The organism is Kibdelosporangium persicum, from assembly GCF_013280595.1.
Taxonomy (GTDB): domain Bacteria; phylum Actinomycetota; class Actinomycetes; order Mycobacteriales; family Pseudonocardiaceae; genus Kibdelosporangium; species Kibdelosporangium persicum.
The window spans coordinates 102,195-125,623 of the sequence record NZ_JAAATY010000029.1; the positions used below are offsets into that span (position 1 = coordinate 102,195).

Genomic DNA, 23,429 nt, shown 5'->3' on the forward strand with positions numbered 1-23,429 from the left:
GCCCGTCGATCAGTGCACTACGGTGTCAGTACGCCACGATCCGCGCATCGGCGGCGGCGTCATCGGCGCCCGGCGTGCCGATGTTCGGGCCACGCGGCGGGATACGGTCGTAGTCGGCCGGGTTGAGCCGGTGGACCTGGCCGCTCGCGATCGCTGACAGCATCCCGTCAAGTCCGATGTAGACACCCTGGGTGAGGACCGCGCGGTACTTCTGGCCCAGGGTCTGCGTCTGACCGCGCACCTCGAACAGCACGGCGCCGCTGCCGTTGAGGGCGAACGATCCGAGCCCGGTGCCCGGCAGGTTGATGTCCTGCGGGTACAGCGTGATGTTGCCGAACACCGGCCGGTTGTTCGCCGCTGCCTGCAGCGCCGTGTTGACCGCGACGTTGAGGCGCTTGGAGTAGTCGAGGTCGTAGTCCTTGGCGTACTTCTCGTAGCCCGGTGTGGTGGCCGGGTTGTCGACGAACTTGCCGGAGATCGACATCGTCACGAACTCGTCCGGGTCGTCCGGCATCACGTAGCAGGCGCCCTGGTGGTGCAGGTCGACGTACGTGTCCACCTTGCCGAACTCCGCCTTGAGGCCGCGGTAGACGTCGCGCACGATCCGCGACTCCGGCGTGATGTACCAGCCGGTCTGCGCGGACGAGCCGGGGAAGTCCTGCGGCCGGGGCAGGTAGTTCAGGTCGGGGTGGTAGTCCCGGTTGACGTCGAACCCGGGCCGGGTGGCGTAGTCGTCGCCCTGCTGCGGGCGGGTGTAGTAGTTCCACGCGGGCTGGCTCGTGCTCAGCTGCGGGAACTGGGCGACGACCTCCTGCCAGGTCATGTCGTTGCCGCGGCGGTCCAGTTCGGCGCCGTCCGGGTTCATCTTCGGGATGGCCACGATGGTCAGCTCGCTGCGCCACCGTTTCGCCTTGGCCGAGTCGCTGGTGCCCACCCAGTCCAGCAACTGGAGGATGGCGTCGGTACCGGTCTTCTCGTTGCCGTGGATCTCGCTGGTGATCAGCACCGCCTTGCGGCCGGTGCCGACCCGTGCCGACCACACCTCCCGGCCGCGGTTGCTGCGGCCGATCTGCTCCACGTCGACCTTGCCCGCGCTGACCCGTTCGATCCGGGCGAGTTCCACGCCGAGCTCGCGGTGGTCGGTGAACTGGTTGATGGGAAGTTCCCGCGGCGTCTCGCTGCACTGCTTGGCCGCCGTCACGGACACGCCGTCGTCGGGCGCGGCGGCCGTGGCGGGGGTCGCGGTGAAGATCAGCGCGGCCGAACTGAGCCCGGCCAGACCAGTCAGGAAGGGACGTTGGGATAACCGCACGAGCAGCTCTCCTCCGGACGCAGGGAGCGCGCCCACGCTTGTGACGTGAGCGCACGCGAGGACGTCCCGATGGTAGTTAGTTAGAGCAACGAAAGGAATGGTCAACCGAGCCGGACTTGGCCGTCGAACGTCTTCCCTGGATACCACGGCATGGACTGCAGGCCGGCGAACCCGTCGATCGTCTCCATGTGGCGGACCATCTGACGGCACTGGCCGCGATCAGGCAGCGGCCCGGTGAGCGCCCCGAGGTTGTCCCGCTGGTGCCGGGGATTCGTGGTGGCGGGCAGCACGACGGTCACGGCCGGGTGCGCGAGCACGTACTTCAGGAAGAACTGCGCCCATGTCCGTGCCCCGATCTCGTCGGCGATCCGGGGCAGCGGGCGATCGCCGACCAGCGCGTGCAGGCGGGCCTTCTCCAGCGGCATGTTGACCATGACCGCGGTGCCGTGGTCCGCCGCGAGGTCGAGCAGCCCGCGCTCGGCCACCCGCATCTGGATCGAGTAGTGGATCTGGACGAAGTCCAGATCCCCGGTGCGGATCCAGTGCTCGATGATCGGGTAGTACATCGGGTCGTGGTGGGTGATCCCGAGCATCCGGATCTTTCCCTCGGCCTTCCACCGGCGCAGGATCGGCATGTTCATTTCCGGTGCCACCACGCTGTGCACCTGCACCACGTCGAGCTGGTCACGGCCCAGCAGCGCCAGCGAGCGATCGCGCTGGGCGACGGCGTGGCTGTCGTCGTTGAGATACCGGCCGGTCGTCCAGAGCTTGTTCGTGACGAACATCCGCCGGTTGATGCCCAACGCCTTGCCGAACTCGCCGACATTGGCCTCGGACAAGCCGTACAACGGCGACGTGTCGACCACACGCCCGCCCCCGGCCCAGAACAGCCGCAGGACTTCACGCAGGTCGTCGCGGGGAATGTGCGGCCACCGGTCGAAAGTCATGAACGTGCCGAGACCGAGCGCGGGCACCCGTTCACCGGTACTGGGGATCTGACGTGTGATGATCTGCCCGGCCGATGCGGCGCCGGGCGCGGCGGCCACGGCACCGGCGGCCATGCCTCCGGCGGCCAGGAGAACCGAGCGACGGGACGGGAAGGAAGTCATGCCGAGAGCGTCCCGGCCGGGCGCCCGGCTGTCTTTCATTTCCCTGTCGGGTTTTCAGGAACGTGGCGATCGCACACCGTCCACACACGCGCCTCGGCATCGTCGGCCGCATGGCACGTGATCCAGGCGGACGTTATCTGCAGCGCCGCGAGTACACCTGGCCGGGACTCGGGCTGGAACTGGCGAAGTGGCGCTCGGGCCCGCGAACAGAGGGCCTGTGCTACGACGAAGACGACCACCTGCTGCTCGTCACGCTGGGCGGCAGGACCGAGCACACCGAGGCCCGCATCGAGGACGGTCAGCGGTATGTGGGCGCGGACTTCCCCGGCGCCGTGTCGTTCATCCCGTCCCGTAGACGCCGAGAAGCCCGCCATGGCGCGGGTGAACTGGACTACGTGACGATCCGGTTGGCGGCACCGGAGAACGGCGTCGACTATGAGGGCTTCACCAACCGGCCTGACCCGTTGATCCGGCAGTTGGCCGTGGCACTGCGCGAAGAAGCCCGCGGCGGACTGACAGCCGGCCGGCTGTTCGTCGACGCGGTCGCGACCACGCTCGCCCTGCACCTGCTGCGGCGCTACTCCGACCGCGCGCCTGTGATCCCGTCGCGTCCGGCGGGACTCACCGGCACGCGGCTGCGCCAGGTTGTCGAGTACATCGCCGCCCACCTGGACGACGACCTGCGCCTGGACCGGCTCGCCGGACTGGCCGGCATGGACCGGTACCACTTCAGTCGCGCGTTCAAGCAGGCCACCGGGCTGCCACCGCATCGGTACGTGATCGAGCGCCGGGTCACGCGCGCCATGGACCTGCTGACCGGATCGGACATGCTGATCGCCGACATCGCCCACCAGGTCGGCATGTCCAGCCAGAGCCACCTGACCACGGTGTTCCGCAAACACGTCGGCGACACACCGTACGCGTACCGCAAGGCCCACCGGCACCGGTGAAAAGACCCTCCACCAACCGGACGCACGAGGTCCGTGTCCCGGAGAAACCGTTGGGAAATCACATGTTTTGACGCTCTTGCGAGAGTTGATCACTGCTCGCGATACTCTCGGCATGGCGGACTCAGGGGTCAATCGCAGAACTCTGCTCGGCGGTACCGCGATCGGCCTGGCCGGAATGGCCGGGGCGGCGGGCGTCGCGAGCGCCGAACCGGCCGGTGCGCAGGCGACCGCGATGGGACCGTGGACGTACGTCCCGCCGGGAGAGTCCATCAAGGCCGCGCTGGACACCGGCGCCCGCGCCGTCCAGCTCGGCGACGGCGACTACAGGATCAGCGAACCGCTCGTGCTCCCGTCCGGGGCGACCATCCGTGGTCTCGGCCGACGGACCCGGTTGCTGGCCACCACCACGATGACCACGGTGATCGCCATCGGCAACGGCGGTCCGGTCGAGTCGGTGCACGTCGCCGACCTGTTGATCGAGTGCGACGGCAAGGCGAGCACCGGCATCGACCTGAACGTCGTCGGCACCACCGGGAACTACTACTGGGAGCCCGACTCCATCTGCCGGCTGGACAACCTGCGGATCTACCAGCCCGTGCTCGACGGCGTCCAGTACCGCGGCGAGGACACGCAGTCATGCGTGAGCAGCCGTATCCGCGTCCGGGACGCCGGCCGTTACGGCTACCACATCCAGGCACCGGACAACTGGTGGATCGCCTGCGAGGCGACGACGAGCAAGCAGACCGGGTCCAGCGCCGGGTTCGGTGTGTTCGGCGCGAACAACTTCTTCCAGTCCTGCAAGGCGTGGTACTGCCGCGACTACGGCTTCCACGTCAGGGGCGTGCGCAACAAGTTCATCGGCTGCGAGGCGCAGGACACCCGCTCGCACGGCTGGTACATCGAGTGGGGCCGCAACGTCTACACCGGATGCAGCGCCGACAGCGCGTCCTTCTACGACGTGGGCGGCACCGCCGCGGCGGCCGACGGCTTCTACGTCGTCGACGGCGGCGACACGTCCATGGTGGGCTGCCAGGCGTTCGACCGGAAGGCCGACGGCCACGCCCCGCAACAGCGTTACGGCTTCAACGTCCCGGCGAGCATGATCACCAATGGGCAGCTCGTCGGGCACAGCGGTTACGACAACGTGAGCGGCCTGGTCAATCGCCGGTGACCGACGCGGGTGACCGCCTAAGGTGGTGACCGTGCCGAACGACTACCGAGGCTTGGGCCTGTACGACGACACGCCACCCGCGAAACGCAACGGAGTGGTCCTCGCGGCGGTCATAGCGGCGGTAGTGGTGATCGGCGCGGTCGCGGCCCTGATGTTCGTCCGCGTGACCAGCACGACGAGCGGCCAGGCCCTGCCCGTGGCCGGTGCGACGACGGCGACCAAGCCGAAAGATCCCCTCCAGCCCAGGACCACCGGGACCCCGCGGGTGCCGGGCTGGCAGGTGATCTCGATCAGCAACACCGACAAGGCCTACGACGTGCCGCCGGGCTGGAGCACCATCGGCAGCGACCTGGCCACGTTCGGCGATCACCAGGAAGTCAGCTTCGTCACGCCGACGATCTACAAGCCGGGGTACTGCCCGGACAGCCCGAAGTCGTGGCGAGGCATGGCAGGCATCGTCGTCATGCCGAACAAGGGCAACATCGAGGTCGGCGCGGCCGCGGCGGCCCAGCAGATCGCGAACACGGTCTTCACCACGAAGGACCGCGTGCAGCCCGAGACCGACATCGGCGACCCCAAGCCGATCACCATCCTCAAGGGCACCAAGGCCGTCGTGGTCACCGCGACCCTGAAGGTCCCGGTGACCGAGAAGGACAAGTGCGCCGCGGCCGACGTGGCCATCGCGTTGATGATGGTCGAACCGACCGACCCGAACGCGTCCGAGAGCGCCACCGTCGTCGCCATGGCCGATCAGAACGTGCCCGAGGCCACCCCCGAACAGGACCTCACGCAGATCGTCACCAGCTTCCACGTTTTCAGCTAGGCCGTGTTTCAAATGCCCGATCGCGATAGCCGGGCCGGATGCGGCCCCTGACGCCACCGCGGGACCGCCCAAAGACAACCAGTATTCGCGGCGATCCCGCGGCGACGCCAGGAACCGCCCCGATCCCGACTCTCATCGACCGGGACATTCGAAACACGACCTAGCGCCATCGCGGCCCAGGATGCCGCGTCCGGAAGTGCACCTCCTGTCAGTCAGTGGCGGCCGTCACCCCGTTGAAGTCCACAGTGGACATCGCACCGCCGCCACTCGTCACCACGCTCGCGAGAACTGGTCGGCGCCATGCTGGTGCCGGCTTCTCACCCGGGTCACCGGCGCCGGGTACGCCGGGGAGTTGTCCTCGGTGTCGTAGTCGCGGTGCGCCGCCAAGGCGGACCGAACGATGTAAACCACGCATCCCACAACGATCATCGCGAAAACGATCACCGCCGTCATGTCCACCTCCTATGGTCTGTCAAAAATCGACGCGGGAGCACACAGCGTCGTTGCCGCTCCCCCACATCCCGAACCGCGCAGGCGTCGGGATCTCCCACCGACGCAGCCGCGCGTCGCCCACTTTACCAGCGTTCGCCACGACTCGCCGGACGAGCCCTCCTCTGTCCACACTGGACACGAGAACGACGCGAATTCCCAGCGGTGTCAAGGCGTGCCGGCTACGTCGGGAAGTAGTTCCGCCGCGGTGTGCAGCACCTGCGCCAGCGCGGGGTTGTCGTCGGCACGGCGCCAGACGAGGTGGACGAGGATCGGCGGCACCTGATCGGAGATCTCCCGGATCACCACACCGTCCAGCGGAAGCCGTGCCACCGCGCTCGAACTGGTGAAGTGCAGGCCTACGCCCGCCGCCACCAACGCGACGCTCGTCCAGGAGTCCGGGGCGGTCTGGGCGAAGGTCGGCGCGAACCCGGCGGCGTGACACCCGGAGACGAACACGTCTCGCACCACCGAGCCGTAGGACTCGGGGAACGCGACGAAGGGTTCGTCCCGGAAGTCGCTGAACGTCAGACTGTCGTGGCGAGCGAGCCGGTGGTCGCTGGGCACGGCGACGACGCACCGGTCCCGCGCCACCACACGGCTGCGGACGCCCACCGGGGTCGTGGTGAACCGAGCGAGTGCGAGATCCGCCTCGCCGCGCAGCAGTTCCGCGACGGCGGCGGTGCCGTAGCGGCCGGGCAGGAACTCGACGTCGATCAACGGGTGCCGTTCGCGGACCGCGCGGGCGAGTTCTCCCACAGTGATGTGCGCGGACGGTCCGGCGAAGCTCATCCGCACCCGGCCGCTACGGCCCTTGTGCGCCGCCGAGACCGCGGCGCGGGCTGCGGCGTCGGTGGTCACGATGGCGCGCGCGTGCTCGACAAGCGCCGTGCCTGCCGCCGTCAGCGTCACGCGGCGGGTGGTGCGGACGAACAGCGGCGCGCCGAGGTCCTTCTCCAGCGCACGGATGGTCCGGCTGAGGTAGGGCTGCGCCACGTGCAGACGGTCGGCGGCCCGGCCGAAGTGCAGGTCCTCCGCGACCGCCAGGAAGGCCCGGAGCTGTCCCACGTCCACGATGCGGATTTTAGAATAATCCGGCAACTATTGGTATTGGACTTGCATCAACCTTGCCGTCACGCTGGAGGGTATGAGCGAGACGCAGGTGTCGGGCGAGGACTTCGACTTCATCCGCCGTCAGGTCCGCGACTTCGTCCGGACCAAGGTCGTGCCGCGCGAGACCGAGATCATGCGCGCCGACCGGATCCCGGACGACCTGCGCACGGCCGCCGCCGACATGGGCCTGTTCGGCTACGCGATCCCGGCCGAGTGGAACGGGCTGGGGCTCGACCTGGTCCAGGACGTCGAACTGGCGATGGAGCTGGGCTACACCACGCTGTCGCTGCGTTCGATGTTCGGCACCAACAACGGCATCGCCGGACAGGTGCTCGTCGGGTTCGGCACCGATGAGCAGAAGAAGCAGTGGCTGGCGCGGATGGCGGCAGGCGAGGTGGTGGCCTCGTTCGCGCTCACCGAACCCGGCGCCGGCTCCAACCCCGCCGGACTGCGCACCCGGGCCGTTCGCGACGGCGACGACTGGGTGATCGACGGGCACAAGCAGTTCATCACCAACGCGCCCGTCGCCGGGCTGTTCGTCGTGTTCGCCCGGACCGCCGAGCCGCGGCCGAAGAACCCCGGCATCGCCGTGTTCCTCGTCCCCGCGGGCACACCGGGCCTGACGGTGGGCCCGAAGGACGCGAAGATGGGACAGGAAGGCGCGTGGACCGCCGACGTCACCCTGGACGGCGTCCGGGTGCCCGCGGACGCGCTCGTCGGCGGCGACGAAGCGGCTGGCTACCGCGCGGCGATGACCTCGCTGGCTCGCGGACGAGTGCACATCGCGGCCCTCGCGGTCGGTACCGCGCAACGCGCCCTCGACGAGTCCGTCGCCTACGCCGCGACCACCACGCAGGGTGGCACGCGGATCGGTGACTTCCAGCTGGTGCAGGCCATGCTGGCGGACCAGCAGGCCGGAGTGCTCGCTGGGCGTGCCATGGTGCGCGAGGCCGCACGCGCGTACGTCAGCGGTGAGGACCGCCGGATCGCGCCGTCGGCGGCCAAGCTCTTCTGCACCGAGATGGCCGGCAAAGTGGCCGACCTGGCCGTCCAGGTCCACGGCGGCGCGGGCTACATGCGCGACATCCCGGTCGAGCGCATCTACCGTGACGTCCGGCTGCTGCGCCTGTACGAAGGCACCAGTGAGATCCAGCGGCTGATCATCGGCGGCGGGCTGGTGCGGCAGGCGGTGGCGGGGCCGTGACGGACGCTGGTCGACCCGACGAAGGAGCCCTCAGATGCCTGATGCCGTGATCTGCGAGCCGCTGCGCACACCGGTCGGCCGGTTCGGCGGCGTGTTCCGCGACATCCCGCCGGAGACCCTCGCCGCCACGGTGATCACCGAACTGCTGACGCGGACCGGCATCCCCGGCGACGTGGTGGACGACGTGATCCTCGGCCAGGCGTCACCGAACGGTGAGGCGCCCGCGCTGGGCCGGGTCGCCGCGCTCGACGCCGGTCTCGGTGTGGACGTACCCGGCCAGCAGGTCGACCGCCGGTGCGGGTCGGGTCTGCAGGCGGTGATCAACGCGGTGCTGGCCGTCCAGTCAGAAGGCTGCGAGCTAGTGCTCGCGGGCGGCGCGGAATCCATGAGCGGCACGGAGTTCTACGCCACCGGCATGCGCTGGGGCGTGCGGGCGGACTCCGTCGCCCTCGCCGATCGCCTCGCGCGGGCCCGCGTCACCGCGGGCGGCCGGAACTTCCCGGTGCCCGGCGGGATGATCGAGACAGCGGAGAACCTGCGTGCCGAGTTCCGGATCAGCCGCCACGACCAGGACGCCCTCGCGGTTCAGTCGCACCAGCGTGCCGTGGCCGCGCAGAAGAACGGGATCTTCGCCGAGGAGATCGTCCCGGTGTCCGTCCCGCAGCGGAAAGGCGACCCGGTGCTCGTCGACACCGACGAACACCCGCGCGCCGACACCAGCATGGAGAAACTCGGCACGCTGAAAGCGATCCGGGCCAAGGCCGATCCTGAGTCGACGGTCACGGCGGGCAACTCCAGTGGCCAGAACGACGGCGCCGCGGTGTGCGTGGTGACCACTCCCGAGAAGGCCGCCGAATACGGGCTTCGCCCGCTCGCCAGGCTGGCATCGTGGGCTGTGGCCGGAGTGCCGCCTCGCACGATGGGCATCGGCCCGGTGCCCGCGACGCAGAAGGCACTCGGCCGCCTGGGGCTCGGGCTGGCCGACATGGGCGTGATCGAGCTGAACGAGGCGTTCGCGGCGCAGGCGTTGGCCGTGACGCGATCCTGGGACCTGGCGCCGGACGACGAACGCCTGAACCCCCACGGCTCGGGCATTTCACTCGGGCATCCCGTCGGTGCCACCGGTGCGCGCATGCTCGCCACCCTCCTGCGCGAGATGGACCGCCGCGAGGCGCGCTACGGCCTTGAGACGATGTGCATCGGCGGTGGGCAAGGCTTGGCCGCGGTGTTCGAGCGGATCGCGTGATCACCGGTGGTCGTCGTGACTCAGGCCGAACGCCCTGCTGAGGGCTGATCTGCTGACAGCAGAGAAAGAGGCGAGCGGTGCCCCGGCGGCGGCACTGTCGTGTCCATGAGCACCAACGAAAAACAGCCGCTGTTCGACCACCGGCTGCGAGAACGGTTCTTCAGCCAGCGGGTCCTGGTCCTCGACGGCCCGCTCGACGACGACAACGGGACCGTGCTCGCCACCCAGCTGCTGTCCCTCGCGAGCGACGATCCCAAAAAGGACATCGCGTTGTGGATCCACTCGCCCGGCGGCTCGGTCCCGGCGATGCTGGCGATCCGTGACGTGATGCGGCTCGTGCCGTGCGACGTGACCACGCTCGCCCTGGGACTGGCGTGCAGCGCGGGACAGTTCCTGCTGTCGGCGGGCACCCGGGGCAAACGTTTCGCCCTTCCGCACGCCCGAATCCTGATGCACCAGGGCTCCGCGGGCATCAGCGGGTCCGCGGTCGAGGTGGAGGTGCAGGCGGACGATCTGCGGCACACCCGGGACACAGTGCTCGGGCTGATCGCGCAGGACACCGGCCAGCCGATCGACCGGATCTTCACCGACTCCCTGCACGACCGCTGGTTCACCACCGAGCAGGCACGCGAGTACGGCTTCATCGACCACATCGTCGACGACCTCGGTCAGGTCGTGCCCGTCCGGACACACGAACTGGGGCTGCGCGCATGAGCACGTACACCATCCCGAACGTCATCACGCGCAGCGCGAACGGCGAACGGATCACGGACATCTACTCGCACCTGCTGTCGGAGCGGATCGTCTACCTCGGCACTGCGATCGACTCCGGCGTGGCGAACGCGTTGATCGCCCAGTTGCTGTACCTGGACGCCGACAACCCGGAACGCGACATCGACCTGTACATCAACTCCGAGGGCGGCGACCCGTCCGCGATGCTCGCGTTGTACGACACCATGCGCTTCATCAAGGCACCGGTGGCGACCACGTGTGTCGGCCAGGCGGTCGCGGCCGGTGCGGTCCTGCTGGCCGCGGGCGCGGCGGGGAAACGCTTCGTGCTGCCCCACACCCGCGTGGTCCTGCACCAGCCCGCCGCGCAGGGCCGCGGCACCATCCCCGACCTGATCCTCCAGGCCGACGAGGTCGTACGGGTGCGTACCCAGCTGGAGGAGATCCTGTCGGCCCACACCGGCCGGGATGTCGTGGAACTACGTCAGGACACCGATCGGGACCGCGTGTTCGACGCGGCGGGCGCGGTCGCCTACGGGCTCGCGGACCACGTCCTCGACCACCGGCCTTGACGTCCGGGATCAGGCGGCCATGAGCACGGGTCCCGCCGGACGGCGCCCGGCCGGGAGACCCGTGCCGTGGCGCCGCCGCACCCGGCCCGCGATCCCGGCGAGCAGATCGGCCAGGTCCACCCCCAGCGCGCCGGTGACCGCGGCGATCATCTCGCTGGACGGTTCCTTACGGCCACGCTCGATCTCCGACAGGTACTGCGGCGAGATACCGGCCCGTTCGGCGATGTCGACAAGGCGGCCGCCCTGTTCCTCCCTGATCGTCCGCAGGCTCCGGCCCAGCACCTCCCGCCACAGCGGCTCGGGCTCACGGTCCGGCGCGTGCTTCTGGTGGAAGGGAAGAATGTCCGCCATACCGTCATCCTGACATCGGTGCGGCCACCCAGGGCAGCGATTCCGCTCCGAGCGGACACCCCTCGCCACCCGGTGTCTGACAAAAACTTGACTGGTCAAGGACGTTGACGCCGCGGCGCCCGGAACCCTAGCCTGCCTTGAGAGCGCTCTCAAGCTGTCGGACCACCCACCCCCTGCACCGGGAGGTCTCATGCTCAGAGCTGCCCTGCTCACGTCCACCGTCCTGGCCACCCTCGTCGTCGGCGTCCCATCGGAACCAGTGGCGGCGCCGTCGCGACCCCCGGCGGTGGCCTGTGACGACTACTACTGCGACACCCGCGATCCGGCACTGCCGCCCAGTTCGCAGCGATCCGCCTACCGGCCGGATGGGATGACCACCTCCAGACCCGGTGGCCCGCCGTCGACGGGAGCCGCGGCACCTGCGGCGACCATCTGCAACAAGTACTGCGACGCCCGTGATCCCGCACTCGCACCCACAACACGGTTCGCACAGACAGTCGCTGCCGGCGGGCGGCAGATCTCCTTGTACTTCAACGACACCGACGCGATGGGCTGGGCGGCGATCGGCACCGGCGCGCCAGGCGACGCCGTCTGGCTCGACCGGTCCTTCGACGCCGGGGTCAGCTGGAGCTCCGGCTCCAAACTGGGCGACACGCGGATTCCGGCGGGCGCCTCCGGGTGGCGCACCATGATGTACAACGTGGACGACTGGGCCAATCTCGGCGTCGGCCTGTTACGTGCCTGCGGCCAGCCGGCCGGATCGTCCGCCATCGCCTGCACCAGTTGGTACCGCACGACCTGGAACGCGGCCGAACGCCGGACCGCCGCGGCGACCGCCCTGATGCAGCGCTACAACCTCAGCACCGGCCTGTTCGACACGACGGGCTGGTGGAACTCCGCCAACGCGCTCACCGCGATCATCGACAACATCCGGGTGACCGGGATGGGCAGCTACCGTTACGCCATCGCCCGCACCTACGACCTCAATCTCCGTGCCTGGCAAGGCAATTTCATCAACGACTACAACGACGACATCGCCTGGTGGGGCCTGGCGTGGCTCGACGCCTACGACCTGACCGGCGACAGCAGGTACCTCAACACCGCCAGGATCGGCGCGGACCACATGTTCCGTTACTGGGACTCGGTGTGCGGCGGCGGGATCTGGTGGAGCGCCAGCAAGACGTACAAGAACGCCATCGCCAACTCGCTGTACGTTCAGCTCAACGCCGCGCTGCACAACAGAATCCCGGGCGACACCGTCTACCTCCAGCGCGCCCGCAGCGGCTGGACGTGGTTCCTCAACAGCAAGATGATCAACAGCTCCAACCTGGTCAACGACGGCCTCACCACGGCCACGTGCGCCAACAACGGCCAGACTCCGTGGAGCTACAACCAGGGCGTTCCCCTTGCCGCACTGGTGGAGTTGCACCGAGCCACCGGTGACGCGAGTTACCTCGCCCAGGCCCGTACCCTGGCGAACGCTTCCACCACCAGTACGTTCCTCAACCCTGGCGGGATTCTCTTCGACAACGGTGGCGGCGGGGATGTGCCGTCGTTCAAGGGAATCTACGTGCGAGCACTGGCCGCGCTGAACGGAGCATTGCCCGACCGGCCGTACACCGGTTACCTGCGCCGTCAAGCCGATTCGGCCTACACGCGGGATCGCTCCACCGCCGACTCGTACGACCAACCGTGGGCCGGGCCGTTCCAACGCAGTGACGGCGCCCGGCAACACAGTGCAGTCGACCTGATGAACGCAGCCGGTTAGATGGGATGGAAATTGACAGCACACAGGCGTGGCACGATTCTCGCAGCAGCACTCGCGGTCTTGTTGGTCGGTACGGCCTCACCTTCGGCGGCCGCGCCCGACTATTCGACCGCGGAAGCAGGCAACCCCTTCGTGGACGGGTGGTACGCCGACCCGGATGTGGCCGTTTACAACAACACCTACTGGGTGTTCCCCACGTCGTCACGGCCCTACGAGGAACAGACCTATTTGGACGCTTTCTCGTCCCGTGATCTGGTCAACTGGACCAAGCATCCGAACGTCCTGACGACAGCCAACGTATCGTGGGCCAACAAGGCCGTATGGGCTCCGGCACCGGTGCAGCGCAACGGGAAGTACTACCTGTACTTCGCCGCCAACGACATCCAGTCCAACGCCGAACTGGGCGGCATCGGCGTCGCCGTCGCCGACCGGCCGGAAGGCCCGTACACCGACGCGATCGGCCGGCCGCTGATCAGCCAGTTCGTCAACGGTGCGCAGCCCATCGACCAGGACGTGTTCATCGACTCCGACGGCCAGGCCTACATGTACTACGGCGGCTGGGGCCACGCGAACATCGTCAAGCTCAACACGGACATGATCAGCCTCGGCCGCTTCGACGACGGCACGGTCTACAAGGAGATCACGCCGTCGAACTACACCGAGGGCGCGCAGATGCTCAAGCGCAACGGAAAGTACTACCTGATGTGGTCCGAGGACTACTGGGGCGGCCCGAACTACTCGGTGTCCTACGCGATGTCGGACTCGCCGACCGGGCCGTTCACCGGCATGGGCAAGGTGCTCAGCCAAGATCCCGCGGTGGCAAGGGGTTCCGGCCACAACTCGGTGCTCAACATCCCGGGCACGGACATCTGGTACATCGTCTACCACCGCCGTCCGCTGAGCCGCACGGACATCAACCACCGGCAGATAGCCTACGACCGGATGTACTTCAACGCGGACGGCACGATCCAGCCGGTGAGCATGAAGGTCAAGGACAACTTCGAAGACCGCAACGCGGTGGGATGGACGACTTACGGCGGCTCGTGGTCGGCGTCGTCCGGCCGGTACGCGGCTGGAAACTCGTTCGGCGGCAAGGCGTTGCTCGACACCAACTTCACCAACTTCGTCCAGGATGCCGACGTCACGGTGAAATCCGCGGGCGGGGACGGCGGAATCGTGTTCCGGGTGACCCAGCCGGGCACCGGAACCGACGCCTACCGCGGCTATTATGCCGGAATCACCGCGACCGGCCGCGTCCTGCTGGGCAAAGCCGACAACAACTGGACCCCGCTGGCGTCGGCGCCGATGACCATCCGGCCCGGCACGTCGTACCACCTCCGCGTCGAAGCCGTCGGCCCGTCGATCAAGGTGTACGTGAACGACGTGACAACCCCCAAGATCACCACAAGCGACACCAGCTACACCAACGGCTCCAACGGTGTCCGCGTCTTCAACACCGCCGCCACCTTCGACAACATCTCGATCGCACACAAGTAGCCGGCGTGGTGATCCGGCCCGTCCCCACGGGCCGGATCACCAGTCAAGCAGTCAGCTTGACGACCGCACAGCCCGGTGACATGATTGCCGGACCGATTGCGCCCATCCCCCTCCAGGCCGGCCTTCGCCTGTACGTTTTCGGCGTGCCGCAAAGGACTGGCATGTCACGGCTGAATCGGCCAACGTGTCCCGCTGCAGTAACAGCACATGAGAGGGCGGGATTCGTGCGTTTGATGAGGATCATGGCCGCGGTCACACTGGCCACGGCGACGTTCGTCGGTGTGGCAGCACCCAGTGCGGTCGCGCAGCCGGAGAGTCCGATGGTGACCGACGGCGATTCGTTCCTGGAGATCAACAACTCTGGGCAGCTCGTGAGGTGGACCCGGTACTTCGACACCTTCAGCGGGCAGCTGCGCGGCACCGGCTGGGAGGGCTCACGGGCGATCACCAGTTTGACCTCCGACGCGTTCGTCGAGATCAAACCGGACCACCAGCTGGCGAAGTGGACATGGCGGCTGGGACAGTGGCACCAGCAGATCGCCGGGTCCGGCTGGCAGAACGCCCGGCTTATCACCGGCATCGGACGCGACCGGTTCATCGAGGTCAACACCGCAGGCGAGCTTGTCCTGTGGGAGTTCAACCTGGCCGACCAACTCACCCGCTGGGCCATCGGCAGTGGTTGGAACAACGCGAAGGCAATCGTCGGGCTGGGCGACATGGATTTCCTCGAGATCCACAGCGACGGCTCGGTGAGTGAGTGGATCGACCACGGCGATGGGTTCCGAGAATATCCCCTGCCGGGCCTTGACCTCTCAGACGCACGGTTGATCGCCGGTCTCGACCGACGAGGCTTCATTGTCGTGAGTGCCTCTACCGGCGAACTGCTCGAGTACGTGTATGACCCGAACCATGGTTACGTGCCCCGTCGGCGCGGTGTCGGCTGGCAGGGCGCACGCCTCATCGGCTAGACCGGACACGATGCGGGGTCGCTGCGGGCGCACGTCCGCAGCGACTTCGTTACTTCGCGCTCTCTTTGGACAACACTCCGTATGCAGCCCTTAAAGTATCAGCCAGGCGATCATCATCGCTCCACACCTTGACTGTCGGAGGCATCGGGAAACCCATCCCAGACCATGTCCCGCACAAGAAAACCGCCCCTTCCTCACCGGAAAACCAAAACGTGTGCGATCCACATGCTTCTGAAACCAACTGCAGAGAGAATGGCGTTTCCGCAGTGATGTAGTCTGCCAACCCAGCGAGACCCGCGGCCGAAACCCGTACTTCCGCAACGGACGCGAACTTTGTCACGTCTGTGAACATGGAATCGCATTCCAACAAAGCGTCCAGCGTCCGGAACTCCACGACATCCCACTGGTCGAATCCGACCACGACGGTACCGTCAGCGCGCACGGACGCTCCTGCCGAGGTACCCGTCTGCACCACGTAGAGTATTTCGAGCTCCTCGTCCGCGTCTTCCGGTTCACACATAGGCGTATATGCCACATTCGCATCGAAGAAACCACTCCGATACGCCAGCCCGCCATATCGACCTTGAAGTTCGTCAAGAAGCCCGACCATCCTTTCGTTCGGGTTCCCGTAAACAGCAATGATCCTTTTCCGCAACTCATCGCCAACAAGGCCAGGGTCAAAGTCCAACCGGCGCGCCTCAGACCTGAGAAAATGCCGCGCCCGCGCCGACAGGCCCTCCGACGAGTCCAGGACGAACCGTACATCTTCCTTCGTCACCACGTCACCCCCACGGCGAATGCAACACCCTGACACCCCGGACACTGGTCCATCAGCTTTCTATGGTATTTAGCGCCGACCCTCTCAGATTCAAATCCCATGGGATCTCCATGTTGACAAACTCTCAGAAGAAGGCTTCGCACCTGCCACTCGTCCCTTGCGCATCAATGGGCCGCCTTCATCCGCTATCCGAGAAAGCCATAATCGCTACTCGACCTTCGTTTAGTTTGTTCACCGAAAGCGACGGGATGTAACGGACCTTTCAACCGACGCCGCAGAGTACAGCACCTGAAGCACCAACACTTCACCGTTTTCGTGGACACCATCTCACAACGATCCGTTCACTGAATTCGATAAGACGGAAACCCGCCTCTCGCTCGACCGGTCAACGCTGTACGAAACTGGCTACATCGTCCAGGGCGTCCTCTGCCCGGCCGCCCAGCACCGGATCACTGACGAGGACGTGCAGCACCTCGACGACATCGAGTCGTACTTTGCCGGCCAGTCGAGCAACATGACCGAAACAAGTCACTGCTAATGCCCGAACCTGCGTGTCTACATTCGGTCTCAGACAGTCGAGCAGGACATCTTGCATCCAGTCGCTGTCAGGCCCATCGTAAGTAAGAGATAGTAGAGCATCCGTCGCCGACTCAACGTCGCCACTTCGCAACGCATCGAGCATTCGTGACCGCCATGCCAAGTCGATTCCCTCACCCATATCACCACTCCAGCGATATCTCGCCACGCTAGACAGCGCGGCCGAAAGCAGTCCTGGCCTTCGCCATTCCCTTGTCAGTACGAAAGTCAGTACGAACGTGACCATGGAGGTACAACGTCGTAGCGTTCGGCTCCCGCTTGATCAACCGACTACCACCGCTGTCGTAGAGATACTCCGAGACCTTGCCGTCAGCCTCCGTCACCTTGCCGACCCGACCTTCGGCGTTCACTCCAGCGTCAACGAATGCGGCCCAGCCTCACCGGACCCGGACACCGGAACGCGAGACATCGAAGCGGAGCCAGCAGGACGTACCCCACGGCTGTCGGGAGCGGTAGAGCCGTCTTAGTAGCCCTCACTTTCCAGGAACGCAGCCGTTTCAGGCGAAATTTTACTTAGTGAAAGAATTGGATGATTTTCAACCCCGTTGACGAGCACTTCGCCAGTCGAGTAACCACGTGTCAGCCATATCACCACCATCGACAGATAAGCCATCTCACCACCAGCCATTAGCTGCTCAGGAGAAAAAGATTCAACGAGCACTTCAACGTCCGACAAACAAGTGACGGACACCACCATCGCCAGCGTCGCATCAGGTCCTTGCACCAGCGGCGGAGGCACCTTCACACCTCGCCAACTTCCAGCGCCCAAAGTGAGACGCCACCGCCTCCGCCACCAGCCGCCGATGCGCACAACAGGCGGCATCCACGACGATGGAAGGGTCGCACCCCCGTACCCGTCATCTACCAACGGTTCACCAACCAGCTATCTCTTCTTCGGGACAATTGAGCCAAACCATTGCGCATTCAGCAAATCAACTTCGTAAAACAATCACGCGCATCGTTAAGGCCCGTCAAGTCGCCCAGGATGTCCGGCAACTCCTCCTTGATCACATCCCAGAAACCCCGCTTCGAGGCCGCCTCCCTTCCAAACGACGAAACTCTTCCTCCTCCGACAACCCCATCGCCTGACCCGCACGCGCCCCGGCCTACTGATTGTCCGCCTCCTTAGGCCAGCCGCCGATCCAGGCGCAGCTTCAGCGTGAGCGGGATGCGTGGAATTCGATCAGCGGCATAAGAAGGAGAATAGGCAGAGCGCACAAAGGAACCAGCCAAAGTCAGTGGCTCGGCGAGAACAAGCTGACCAAAGTGGCCAGCAAGCCCCAACCCGCTGACCGAATTCAACCCGGTCTCGACCAGCCCGACCACCCGTCACATGGCCGAATATTCATCCCATAGAAAACTGGAGAAAGATGACCACTCCCTGGTGATCCCATCTTCTCCTTCCTGATACATACTAACCGCCGGGTCACCCGTGGAAACGTCGGCCATCCAGTAAACCTGGTAACCCTGATGCATCGCGAACACGAGCGCATCATTAGGAACAAGGTCACGCACTCCACACTCCTCGAGAAGCTCGGACGCGTCTCGCTTTATTCCCACAATACTCGGGTAAAAGATGTCGGTACCGACAAGGAGCTTACCGGCGCGCCTGCCCATCAAGGTCAAAAATTCGACGTATGCACCAGGGAGTCCAGAGAGCTCTTGATCTTCCTGGACCTCACTGACTTCATTGTCGGTTAGGCCCACAACATCATCGTGGCCGTACCTCGAACGCAGAAGATTCGCAAGGTCACGCACTCGGCTTTCCATTATCCCCATGTCACATTCACCGGAATATTTGGAAATCCTAACCGGAACTGGTCGATCAGGCTCGAACAGCTCACGCAGACCTCTCGCTCCGAGTACAGATTATAGTTCCTTTCGAGCTGGGCTGCAACATTGTCGCATACCGTCCGAAATCTCTAACTTCGAGTCGTTCGGGCGGGCTGCCGCCAGGACGGCACCTGACCGAAGAGCCGTTAGACCAAAACGCACAGAAACAGCCGATCACCGGATGTCGCAATCGCCCGGCTCAAACCGAATGACTGCACTCTCGACCAGGACAGGGGTCGTCAACAGTGAATCAAAAGGCTCACGTTACCGAAGGCTATCCCAATCGATCTCCGGGTCCTCGACAAAGTCTACTATGGCCCGCCGGTCTGAACGTTGGCCGTTCACCTCACCGGCAACCCAGTCAATAGACTCGGGTCGCGCTCCTGACCCTATACGGCAAAACTCTTCCACGGCCGCTCGAATCTGCGCAACCGGCAGAACGCTAGAGGGATCGTGAAAAAGTGGATACCCCGGATCCGAAACGACCCGTGGGTCAAAATCAAGCGGTTCGGGGTTGTTAGATATCCACACAGAGTCGTAGATACCTCCTTTTCGGGGGAATTTATCGGAGGTAAACCACACTAACGCGCCATACCCGCAGCGTGAATTTACCGCCACACGCAGATTGCTCGCCTCTACCGGATCTACACCATTATTTGGTCGGTCCGCAAGGCAAAACCACGCATCGTCTCCCGGCGAGTAGAATCCCGCACTCTCCTCTTCCCCGCGCAACCCGTCCATGACCTCTATGACGACCTGCAATGTCTCGTCCACACTGTCAACGTAACGCCACTTACCTTTGAAGAACACGCTCAAAATCACGACTCATTCCACTACTCCGGTCATCTACGCGCCCGCCCGAGGATGGATACATTCTGCATGATACCTGATTGGTTCCTGAACCAGACAGTCATCCTCGACCCCTGAGCGCAATGAAACAACGCTCGCGTCCCACCAACTCACCCACAGGGCCTATATCACTAGACGGTTCCGGATCGCGTTCAATCTCGCTCGGCTTACGGCTTGATCAGCCGTTCTCATCTCCGTAGCGCTTATACCACCTTCGCCAGCTCGCACCGATTCAAGTTCAATACGTTGCTCCTCTTCAAAAAAGTTCCCATTCGCTATATTCGCATCAAGCTGACCCATAGCAGTCAAGTTCGCGTGTGCACACCGAATAACGTCTTCGACATCTCCACTTGCACGATAACGCAACGCATATCTGAGAGCAAGAACACTATACGCTGAGTAAACGTCGCGAACACCTTCCAACTCTTCGTCAGAAGGTGCCATTTCCGCAAATCCCACAATTTTTTCGAGATGCACCAAGAAGACGTCACGAGACAAGCCGACCTGCCACAAATCATCCATGGCGATGATAGCAGCATCGACATCCGCCCTCCGATCCTCGTCGCCTTCACGAAGACCGGTAAAAACTTGCACCATACGTTCCGCACAACGCGCAGCAAATACGGCCCTATCAACCCGCTGCCCGTGAAGCGCGCCCGAGACTTCGTCGTCGACTGCCATTCAAAACTCCTCTGCCTGGCTGTCGTCGCAGTACATGCATTCCCCCTCAAACCGTTCACCTGACACTGGTCAACATGACCGCATTTGACGCCATCCGGACCACAGTTGTACATCAACCCCAGTAGCGGCATGGTACCCCCGGAACATCAATCGCCCACTCTTCGAATTTTCCGCAGATGACAATAAAATTGGAGGAGCCTTCAGTGGCCTTATTGCCGCTGAAGGCTCGTCGCGTTGCGACTGCGCTACCAAGCGAGGGCAGACACAAAGTAGAAACGAATCACCCTGAAATCAGTTCAGCCAGTCTTGCGCGCGAAAATTCTTGCGCGCGCACCCTCATCACCTGAACGAAATCGTGATCATCAGGATCTTCAGTCCGCGACAGAGATGCGATGTCAGCTTCTTGATTCCGGAGCTCGATTTCATATCTGTCCACCCCGTCGTCCAGCTCCTCCGAGATGTATTCAGCCGAGTTGAGTGCATGGTTCGAGCAGCTGATCACATCTACAAGATCTCCAGTCTCTCTGTACTTCGCCGCGTAGTGCAACGTGGCAGCTGCGTCGTAGGCGTACGCCAACAAACCCGGCGGCTCCTCGTCGCCCGCCAGTTCTGGAAACGACCTAATATTTTCAGCGATCTCACCCCAAGAGATTTGAGGCTGGGATTGCCAGAGTAGGTCGAGGTAGCGGATCGCCATGTCTGCATCCTGAGCCCGCGCAACATCGGAGCCCACCAGGCCGGTGAAGAGCTGAGCCATTCGCTCTGCACACGAAGCAACAAAGATCCTCATCTGATCTGAACTCGCACTCTCCGAGAACTCCCGGATAACTGATTCGCTACTCACCACTCGAAAGCCCTAATCTTGGTCCCTGATTCGTTCTGATACACGCGACCAGCGATTCGGCCACCGGTTGCCCTGATTAGTGGCGCACAAACTTCACTGCATACGCTCCTTGAGGCGCCTCCAGCAATCGGGGACCACCCCATTTCATTGATGTACGGGAGTGCATTTTGCTCAGCGTGAGTCCCGCGAATGTTCCGAGCAGGCACCTCCACTCCACTAAGCATCGCTTTCTGCGCCCTATTCAAACCACGTCCACTGCCAGCAACCACGTGCACGACACCGTCTGGGGTTTGCGCACTGACTACGGCAACCGTTGACTTCTCCCTAGCTATATCGCTGCCGGCTTGACCGTGAATCTCGGATGCACGGTCGGCCAATGCTTGGGCGTCACCGCAGTTGTGAACCAGGACTGGAGTGGCCCCTGCCAGCACATTGTATGTATGGGTGCCGTCGACGGTGAGGTCGTGGGCGGGAGTGTGGTTGGTGTAGTGACGGACGGCGGTCACCTGGACCCAGGTGCCTGCTGACGTTTGAAGCCAGGAACCAGCCGTGATGTTGACGATCGGGACCCAGGCGTTGAGGTCGGCGACCCAGATCGGGTGCCAGTCGGTCCCCTCCAGCGTGGCGGTGGCCGAGCCTGCGTGCCGTCGGTGTCGATGGTCAGTTCGGTACGGGTCGGCTCGTCACTGTGCACCCAGGTCGCCACCACAGGACGGGCTTCGGTACGACCGGTCTCGGGATCAGTGGCCAGCACCACGTCGCCGAGCTTGACATCCTCAATCGGCTTCGACGAACCATCAGCCAACAACACCAACGTGCCCGGCGGAAAACTATGTCGCTGACACGTCGTGGGCTTGTCCTTCGCCGCCGCCCGCGCAGCGTCCCCAGCCTCGGCGTAAATGTTGCTGATCCACATCTTGCGCGGACTCTCTCCGACCTCACAAACGCCGGAATGGTCACACAGGCAGCCGCTTCCTGACGGCTTCAAACCTGCACTGGCGGACGATCCCGAAATTGGACGCGATGATCGCCATCTCATCCGTGCCATTGTGATCACCGACAATCCACGTCAGTTGACCATTGGCCGAGTTACGCATCGCGATACCACCACCAGCGTGGCTGTAGTACCGCTTAGCCACCGCATTATCACTTCTCTTATGCAGGCACAGGCATCTACCAGAAATGAACGCTTGCCGGACAAAATACTCAAAGCAGTTGGCCTCGCCATCGAATGAGGCCAACTGCCCATTGCTCACTGACCGAGTAGTTCACTCATTCGCATGAGGTAAACGAGCCCTTGACTCTCCGCGCGGAAGTATACAGTATCCAGAGCGTCGATTTCTTCGGACTCAGACCGAGCGAACAGTTCATCTATATCTTGCGACTGCATACGATACTGAGCCATCATATTGGCCCACTGAACAATCCCCCCGGACGCAGGATCTGCGTCTGCAAGGCCTTCTGCCCATACGATATCCACATCAAGCGCACTCAATACCGCATCGTAAGCCGCAGACCGAGACTCATTGACGAAGGCGTCGAATGCCGACATAACCGCCTCAACAGTGGACATCACCAACAATTCGGGCAAATCAATGTCACCGGCCTCAAGACGGGCAAGGTCCTTGGTTGCTGCCGCTTCCGCCTCGCCGATTCGACGTGTCGCGATCTCTGCCGTCGCACCATCCTGACGCCGTAAAAAGCGCCAGGCTGCAATGATCGCATCGTGCACCTCTTCATAACCGCGCACAAACGAACGAACCTCGGAGTACACCTGATACACGGGCAGAACTCGGTGTGCGGCAGCCAACGCGAGCGCAGTCACTCGCGCGGGAGGCATGCCGTCACATGCCTCCCGAATTCGTCTAGCTTCCTGGTCAGCAAGCATAGCTACTTTGACCATATTTAACACTGGACAACGACCCGGCTCCTATCAGTTCCAGGCAGCGGTTCGCGGGCCAGTAATAGTAGCACCTTGCCTGACGAGAAAACGACGGCACAGTGGACAAAAGGCTCGACTCGCCGTGATCGCAGTCGGTTGGAGCCCAAGATACCTGGCGGTCAGCACTGCTTTGACCTCCGCATGGAATGGAATAGAAATAGAAACAGAAATCCCGCGAGGATCCCTTGCCTTAAATACATCCTTTTGCTTTCCTGAAATGTTCGAGTTCGCGCCGACGGCAGCGATGTCGACATCACCGCCCGCGCCCTTCGCGTGCAGAACGGCGGTTGTTCGGAACTTCTGTCCACCCTTTGAGATCTTTGCGTGTACAGCGTCAGCATGATCTTCTAGGTGTTTCGTGTCCGACGGTGGGTCACTGCAGTTGTGGACGAGTACTGGCGTGGCACCCGCCCGCACATGGTACGAGTGGATGCCAGGCCTTCGGCGTTCCACTCCAGCGTCTGGGTGTTGCCGCCGATCTTGCGAGTCCGCATGTTGCCGGACTCGTCGTAGGTGTACTCGTCTTTCGACGTGCCGTTCGGACCCACCCGGGTCACCGAGGCCAGCGAGTGCGGGCGCACCGCGCCTGGCCCGGATGGCGGG

At 64.2% G+C, this 23,429-nt stretch carries 26 protein-coding genes and 1 pseudogene; 11 read left to right on the forward strand and 16 right to left on the reverse strand.

Translation table 11 applies throughout. The features are described from left to right. Window positions 1-25: 25 nt before the first annotated feature. On the reverse strand, window positions 26-1,312 hold the full coding sequence (locus GC106_RS36495; RefSeq protein ID WP_312873175.1) for a M14 family zinc carboxypeptidase: 1,287 nt from the start codon (window positions 1,310-1,312) through the stop codon (window positions 26-28). A gap of 101 nt (window positions 1,313-1,413) precedes the next feature. Further along, window positions 1,414-2,421 carry an aldo/keto reductase gene (locus tag GC106_RS36500; protein ID WP_173140038.1) on the reverse strand — a complete coding sequence of 336 codons (1,008 nt, stop codon included), beginning with the start codon at window positions 2,419-2,421 and terminating at the stop codon, window positions 1,414-1,416. A 110-nt stretch (window positions 2,422-2,531) separates the two neighbouring features. Between GC106_RS36500 and GC106_RS36505 the strand changes: the two genes are divergently transcribed. The 3 genes from GC106_RS36505 (at window position 2,532) to GC106_RS36515 (ending at window position 5,365) form a co-directional block, all read left to right on the forward strand. Then, window positions 2,532-3,371, forward strand: coding sequence for a helix-turn-helix domain-containing protein (locus GC106_RS36505; RefSeq protein ID WP_173140040.1), 840 nt, complete (start codon window positions 2,532-2,534; stop codon window positions 3,369-3,371). Window positions 3,372-3,483: 112 nt separating this feature from the next. After that, entirely contained in the window at window positions 3,484-4,542 is a 1,059-nt protein-coding gene (locus GC106_RS36510; RefSeq protein ID WP_173140042.1) for a right-handed parallel beta-helix repeat-containing protein, read from the forward strand. A 31-nt stretch (window positions 4,543-4,573) separates the two neighbouring features. Beyond that, window positions 4,574-5,365: a DUF8017 domain-containing protein gene (locus GC106_RS36515; RefSeq protein WP_173140044.1), complete on the forward strand. Its 792-nt coding sequence runs from the start codon at window positions 4,574-4,576 to the stop codon at window positions 5,363-5,365. Between the two features lie 270 nt (window positions 5,366-5,635). Here the strand turns inward: GC106_RS36515 and GC106_RS36520 are convergent, their stop codons facing one another. Both GC106_RS36520 and GC106_RS36525 read right to left on the reverse strand, forming a co-directional pair. Beyond that, window positions 5,636-5,818 (reverse strand): hypothetical protein, encoded by a 183-nt coding sequence (locus tag GC106_RS36520; RefSeq protein ID WP_173140046.1) that lies wholly within the window; start codon window positions 5,816-5,818, stop codon window positions 5,636-5,638. A gap of 204 nt (window positions 5,819-6,022) precedes the next feature. Next, complete coding sequence (locus tag GC106_RS36525; RefSeq protein WP_173140048.1) at window positions 6,023-6,928, reverse strand: LysR family transcriptional regulator; 906 nt, start codon at window positions 6,926-6,928, stop codon at window positions 6,023-6,025. Between the two features lie 73 nt (window positions 6,929-7,001). On the opposite strand from GC106_RS36525, the gene GC106_RS36530 reads away from it, so the two are divergent. The 4 genes from GC106_RS36530 to GC106_RS36545 all read left to right on the forward strand — a co-directional run bounded on the left by GC106_RS36530 (window position 7,002) and on the right by GC106_RS36545 (window position 10,718). Beyond that, on the forward strand, window positions 7,002-8,171 hold the full coding sequence (locus tag GC106_RS36530; protein ID WP_173140050.1) for an acyl-CoA dehydrogenase family protein: 1,170 nt from the start codon (window positions 7,002-7,004) through the stop codon (window positions 8,169-8,171). Between the two features lie 34 nt (window positions 8,172-8,205). Next, complete coding sequence (locus tag GC106_RS36535) at window positions 8,206-9,417, forward strand: acetyl-CoA C-acetyltransferase (RefSeq protein ID WP_173140052.1); 1,212 nt, start codon at window positions 8,206-8,208, stop codon at window positions 9,415-9,417. Window positions 9,418-9,522: 105 nt separating this feature from the next. Further along, window positions 9,523-10,131: a ClpP family protease gene (locus GC106_RS36540; RefSeq protein WP_173140054.1), complete on the forward strand. Its 609-nt coding sequence runs from the start codon at window positions 9,523-9,525 to the stop codon at window positions 10,129-10,131. After that, on the forward strand, window positions 10,128-10,718 hold the full coding sequence (locus GC106_RS36545) for a ClpP family protease (RefSeq protein ID WP_173140056.1): 591 nt from the start codon (window positions 10,128-10,130) through the stop codon (window positions 10,716-10,718). The genes GC106_RS36540 and GC106_RS36545 overlap by 4 nt, the downstream gene beginning before the upstream one ends. A 9-nt stretch (window positions 10,719-10,727) precedes the next feature. On the opposite strand, the gene GC106_RS36550 is transcribed toward GC106_RS36545, so the two are convergent. Continuing rightward, on the reverse strand, window positions 10,728-11,069 hold the full coding sequence (locus GC106_RS36550; protein WP_173140058.1) for a helix-turn-helix domain-containing protein: 342 nt from the start codon (window positions 11,067-11,069) through the stop codon (window positions 10,728-10,730). A 190-nt stretch (window positions 11,070-11,259) separates the two neighbouring features. Here GC106_RS36550 and GC106_RS36555 point away from each other — a divergent pair, with 190 nt between their 5' ends. Genes GC106_RS36555 through GC106_RS36565 form a run of 3 tightly spaced genes read left to right on the forward strand, consistent with a single transcriptional unit; the run spans window position 11,260 to window position 15,302 of the window. Further along, the gene (locus tag GC106_RS36555; RefSeq protein ID WP_246367607.1) at window positions 11,260-12,837 is read left to right on the forward strand and encodes a glycoside hydrolase family 76 protein; all 1,578 of its coding nucleotides are present in this window, start codon (window positions 11,260-11,262) and stop codon (window positions 12,835-12,837) included. A gap of 12 nt (window positions 12,838-12,849) precedes the next feature. After that, window positions 12,850-14,334: a family 43 glycosylhydrolase gene (locus GC106_RS36560; RefSeq protein ID WP_246367615.1), complete on the forward strand. Its 1,485-nt coding sequence runs from the start codon at window positions 12,850-12,852 to the stop codon at window positions 14,332-14,334. Between the two features lie 56 nt (window positions 14,335-14,390). Further along, window positions 14,391-15,302 (forward strand): hypothetical protein, encoded by a 912-nt coding sequence (locus GC106_RS36565; protein WP_173140062.1) that lies wholly within the window; start codon window positions 14,391-14,393, stop codon window positions 15,300-15,302. 49 nt (window positions 15,303-15,351) lie between these two features. Here GC106_RS36565 and GC106_RS36570 read toward each other — a convergent pair whose 3' ends face one another. From GC106_RS36570 to GC106_RS36610, 9 genes and pseudogenes are all read right to left on the reverse strand, one after another. Further along, entirely contained in the window at window positions 15,352-16,080 is a 729-nt protein-coding gene (locus tag GC106_RS36570; RefSeq protein ID WP_173140064.1) for a hypothetical protein, read from the reverse strand. A 385-nt stretch (window positions 16,081-16,465) separates the two neighbouring features. Next, window positions 16,466-16,798: a hypothetical protein gene (locus GC106_RS36575; RefSeq protein ID WP_173140066.1), complete on the reverse strand. Its 333-nt coding sequence runs from the start codon at window positions 16,796-16,798 to the stop codon at window positions 16,466-16,468. A gap of 342 nt (window positions 16,799-17,140) precedes the next feature. Beyond that, window positions 17,141-17,416, reverse strand: coding sequence for a hypothetical protein (locus tag GC106_RS36580; RefSeq protein WP_173140068.1), 276 nt, complete (start codon window positions 17,414-17,416; stop codon window positions 17,141-17,143). Window positions 17,417-17,802: 386 nt separating this feature from the next. Then, a complete protein-coding gene (locus GC106_RS36585) occupies window positions 17,803-18,003 on the reverse strand; it encodes a hypothetical protein (RefSeq protein WP_173140070.1) in 201 nt (66 codons plus the stop codon). 3 nt (window positions 18,004-18,006) lie between these two features. Further along, window positions 18,007-18,435, reverse strand: a complete 429-nt coding sequence (locus tag GC106_RS36590; protein WP_173140072.1) for an SMI1/KNR4 family protein — start codon at window positions 18,433-18,435, stop codon at window positions 18,007-18,009. 11 nt (window positions 18,436-18,446) lie between these two features. Next, window positions 18,447-18,551, reverse strand: a pseudogene (locus tag GC106_RS49805) (deaminase domain-containing protein); the annotation flags it as partial. 223 nt (window positions 18,552-18,774) lie between these two features. After that, window positions 18,775-19,251 carry an Imm1 family immunity protein gene (locus tag GC106_RS49810; protein ID WP_376777802.1) on the reverse strand — a complete coding sequence of 159 codons (477 nt, stop codon included), beginning with the start codon at window positions 19,249-19,251 and terminating at the stop codon, window positions 18,775-18,777. A 231-nt stretch (window positions 19,252-19,482) separates the two neighbouring features. Further along, window positions 19,483-20,040 (reverse strand): hypothetical protein, encoded by a 558-nt coding sequence (locus GC106_RS36605; protein WP_173140076.1) that lies wholly within the window; start codon window positions 20,038-20,040, stop codon window positions 19,483-19,485. Between the two features lie 280 nt (window positions 20,041-20,320). Continuing rightward, the gene (locus tag GC106_RS36610; protein WP_217281411.1) at window positions 20,321-20,797 is read right to left on the reverse strand and encodes a hypothetical protein; all 477 of its coding nucleotides are present in this window, start codon (window positions 20,795-20,797) and stop codon (window positions 20,321-20,323) included. Window positions 20,798-21,783: 986 nt separating this feature from the next. On the opposite strand from GC106_RS36610, the gene GC106_RS36615 reads away from it, so the two are divergent. After that, window positions 21,784-22,119, forward strand: coding sequence for a hypothetical protein (locus GC106_RS36615; RefSeq protein ID WP_173140080.1), 336 nt, complete (start codon window positions 21,784-21,786; stop codon window positions 22,117-22,119). A 17-nt stretch (window positions 22,120-22,136) separates the two neighbouring features. Here GC106_RS36615 and GC106_RS36620 read toward each other — a convergent pair whose 3' ends face one another. Both GC106_RS36620 and GC106_RS36625 read right to left on the reverse strand, forming a co-directional pair. Further along, the gene (locus tag GC106_RS36620) at window positions 22,137-22,772 is read right to left on the reverse strand and encodes a hypothetical protein (RefSeq protein WP_173140082.1); all 636 of its coding nucleotides are present in this window, start codon (window positions 22,770-22,772) and stop codon (window positions 22,137-22,139) included. A 401-nt stretch (window positions 22,773-23,173) separates the two neighbouring features. Next, window positions 23,174-23,429: hypothetical protein (locus GC106_RS36625; protein ID WP_173140083.1), on the reverse strand; the 256-nt coding region annotated here is incomplete at its 5' end.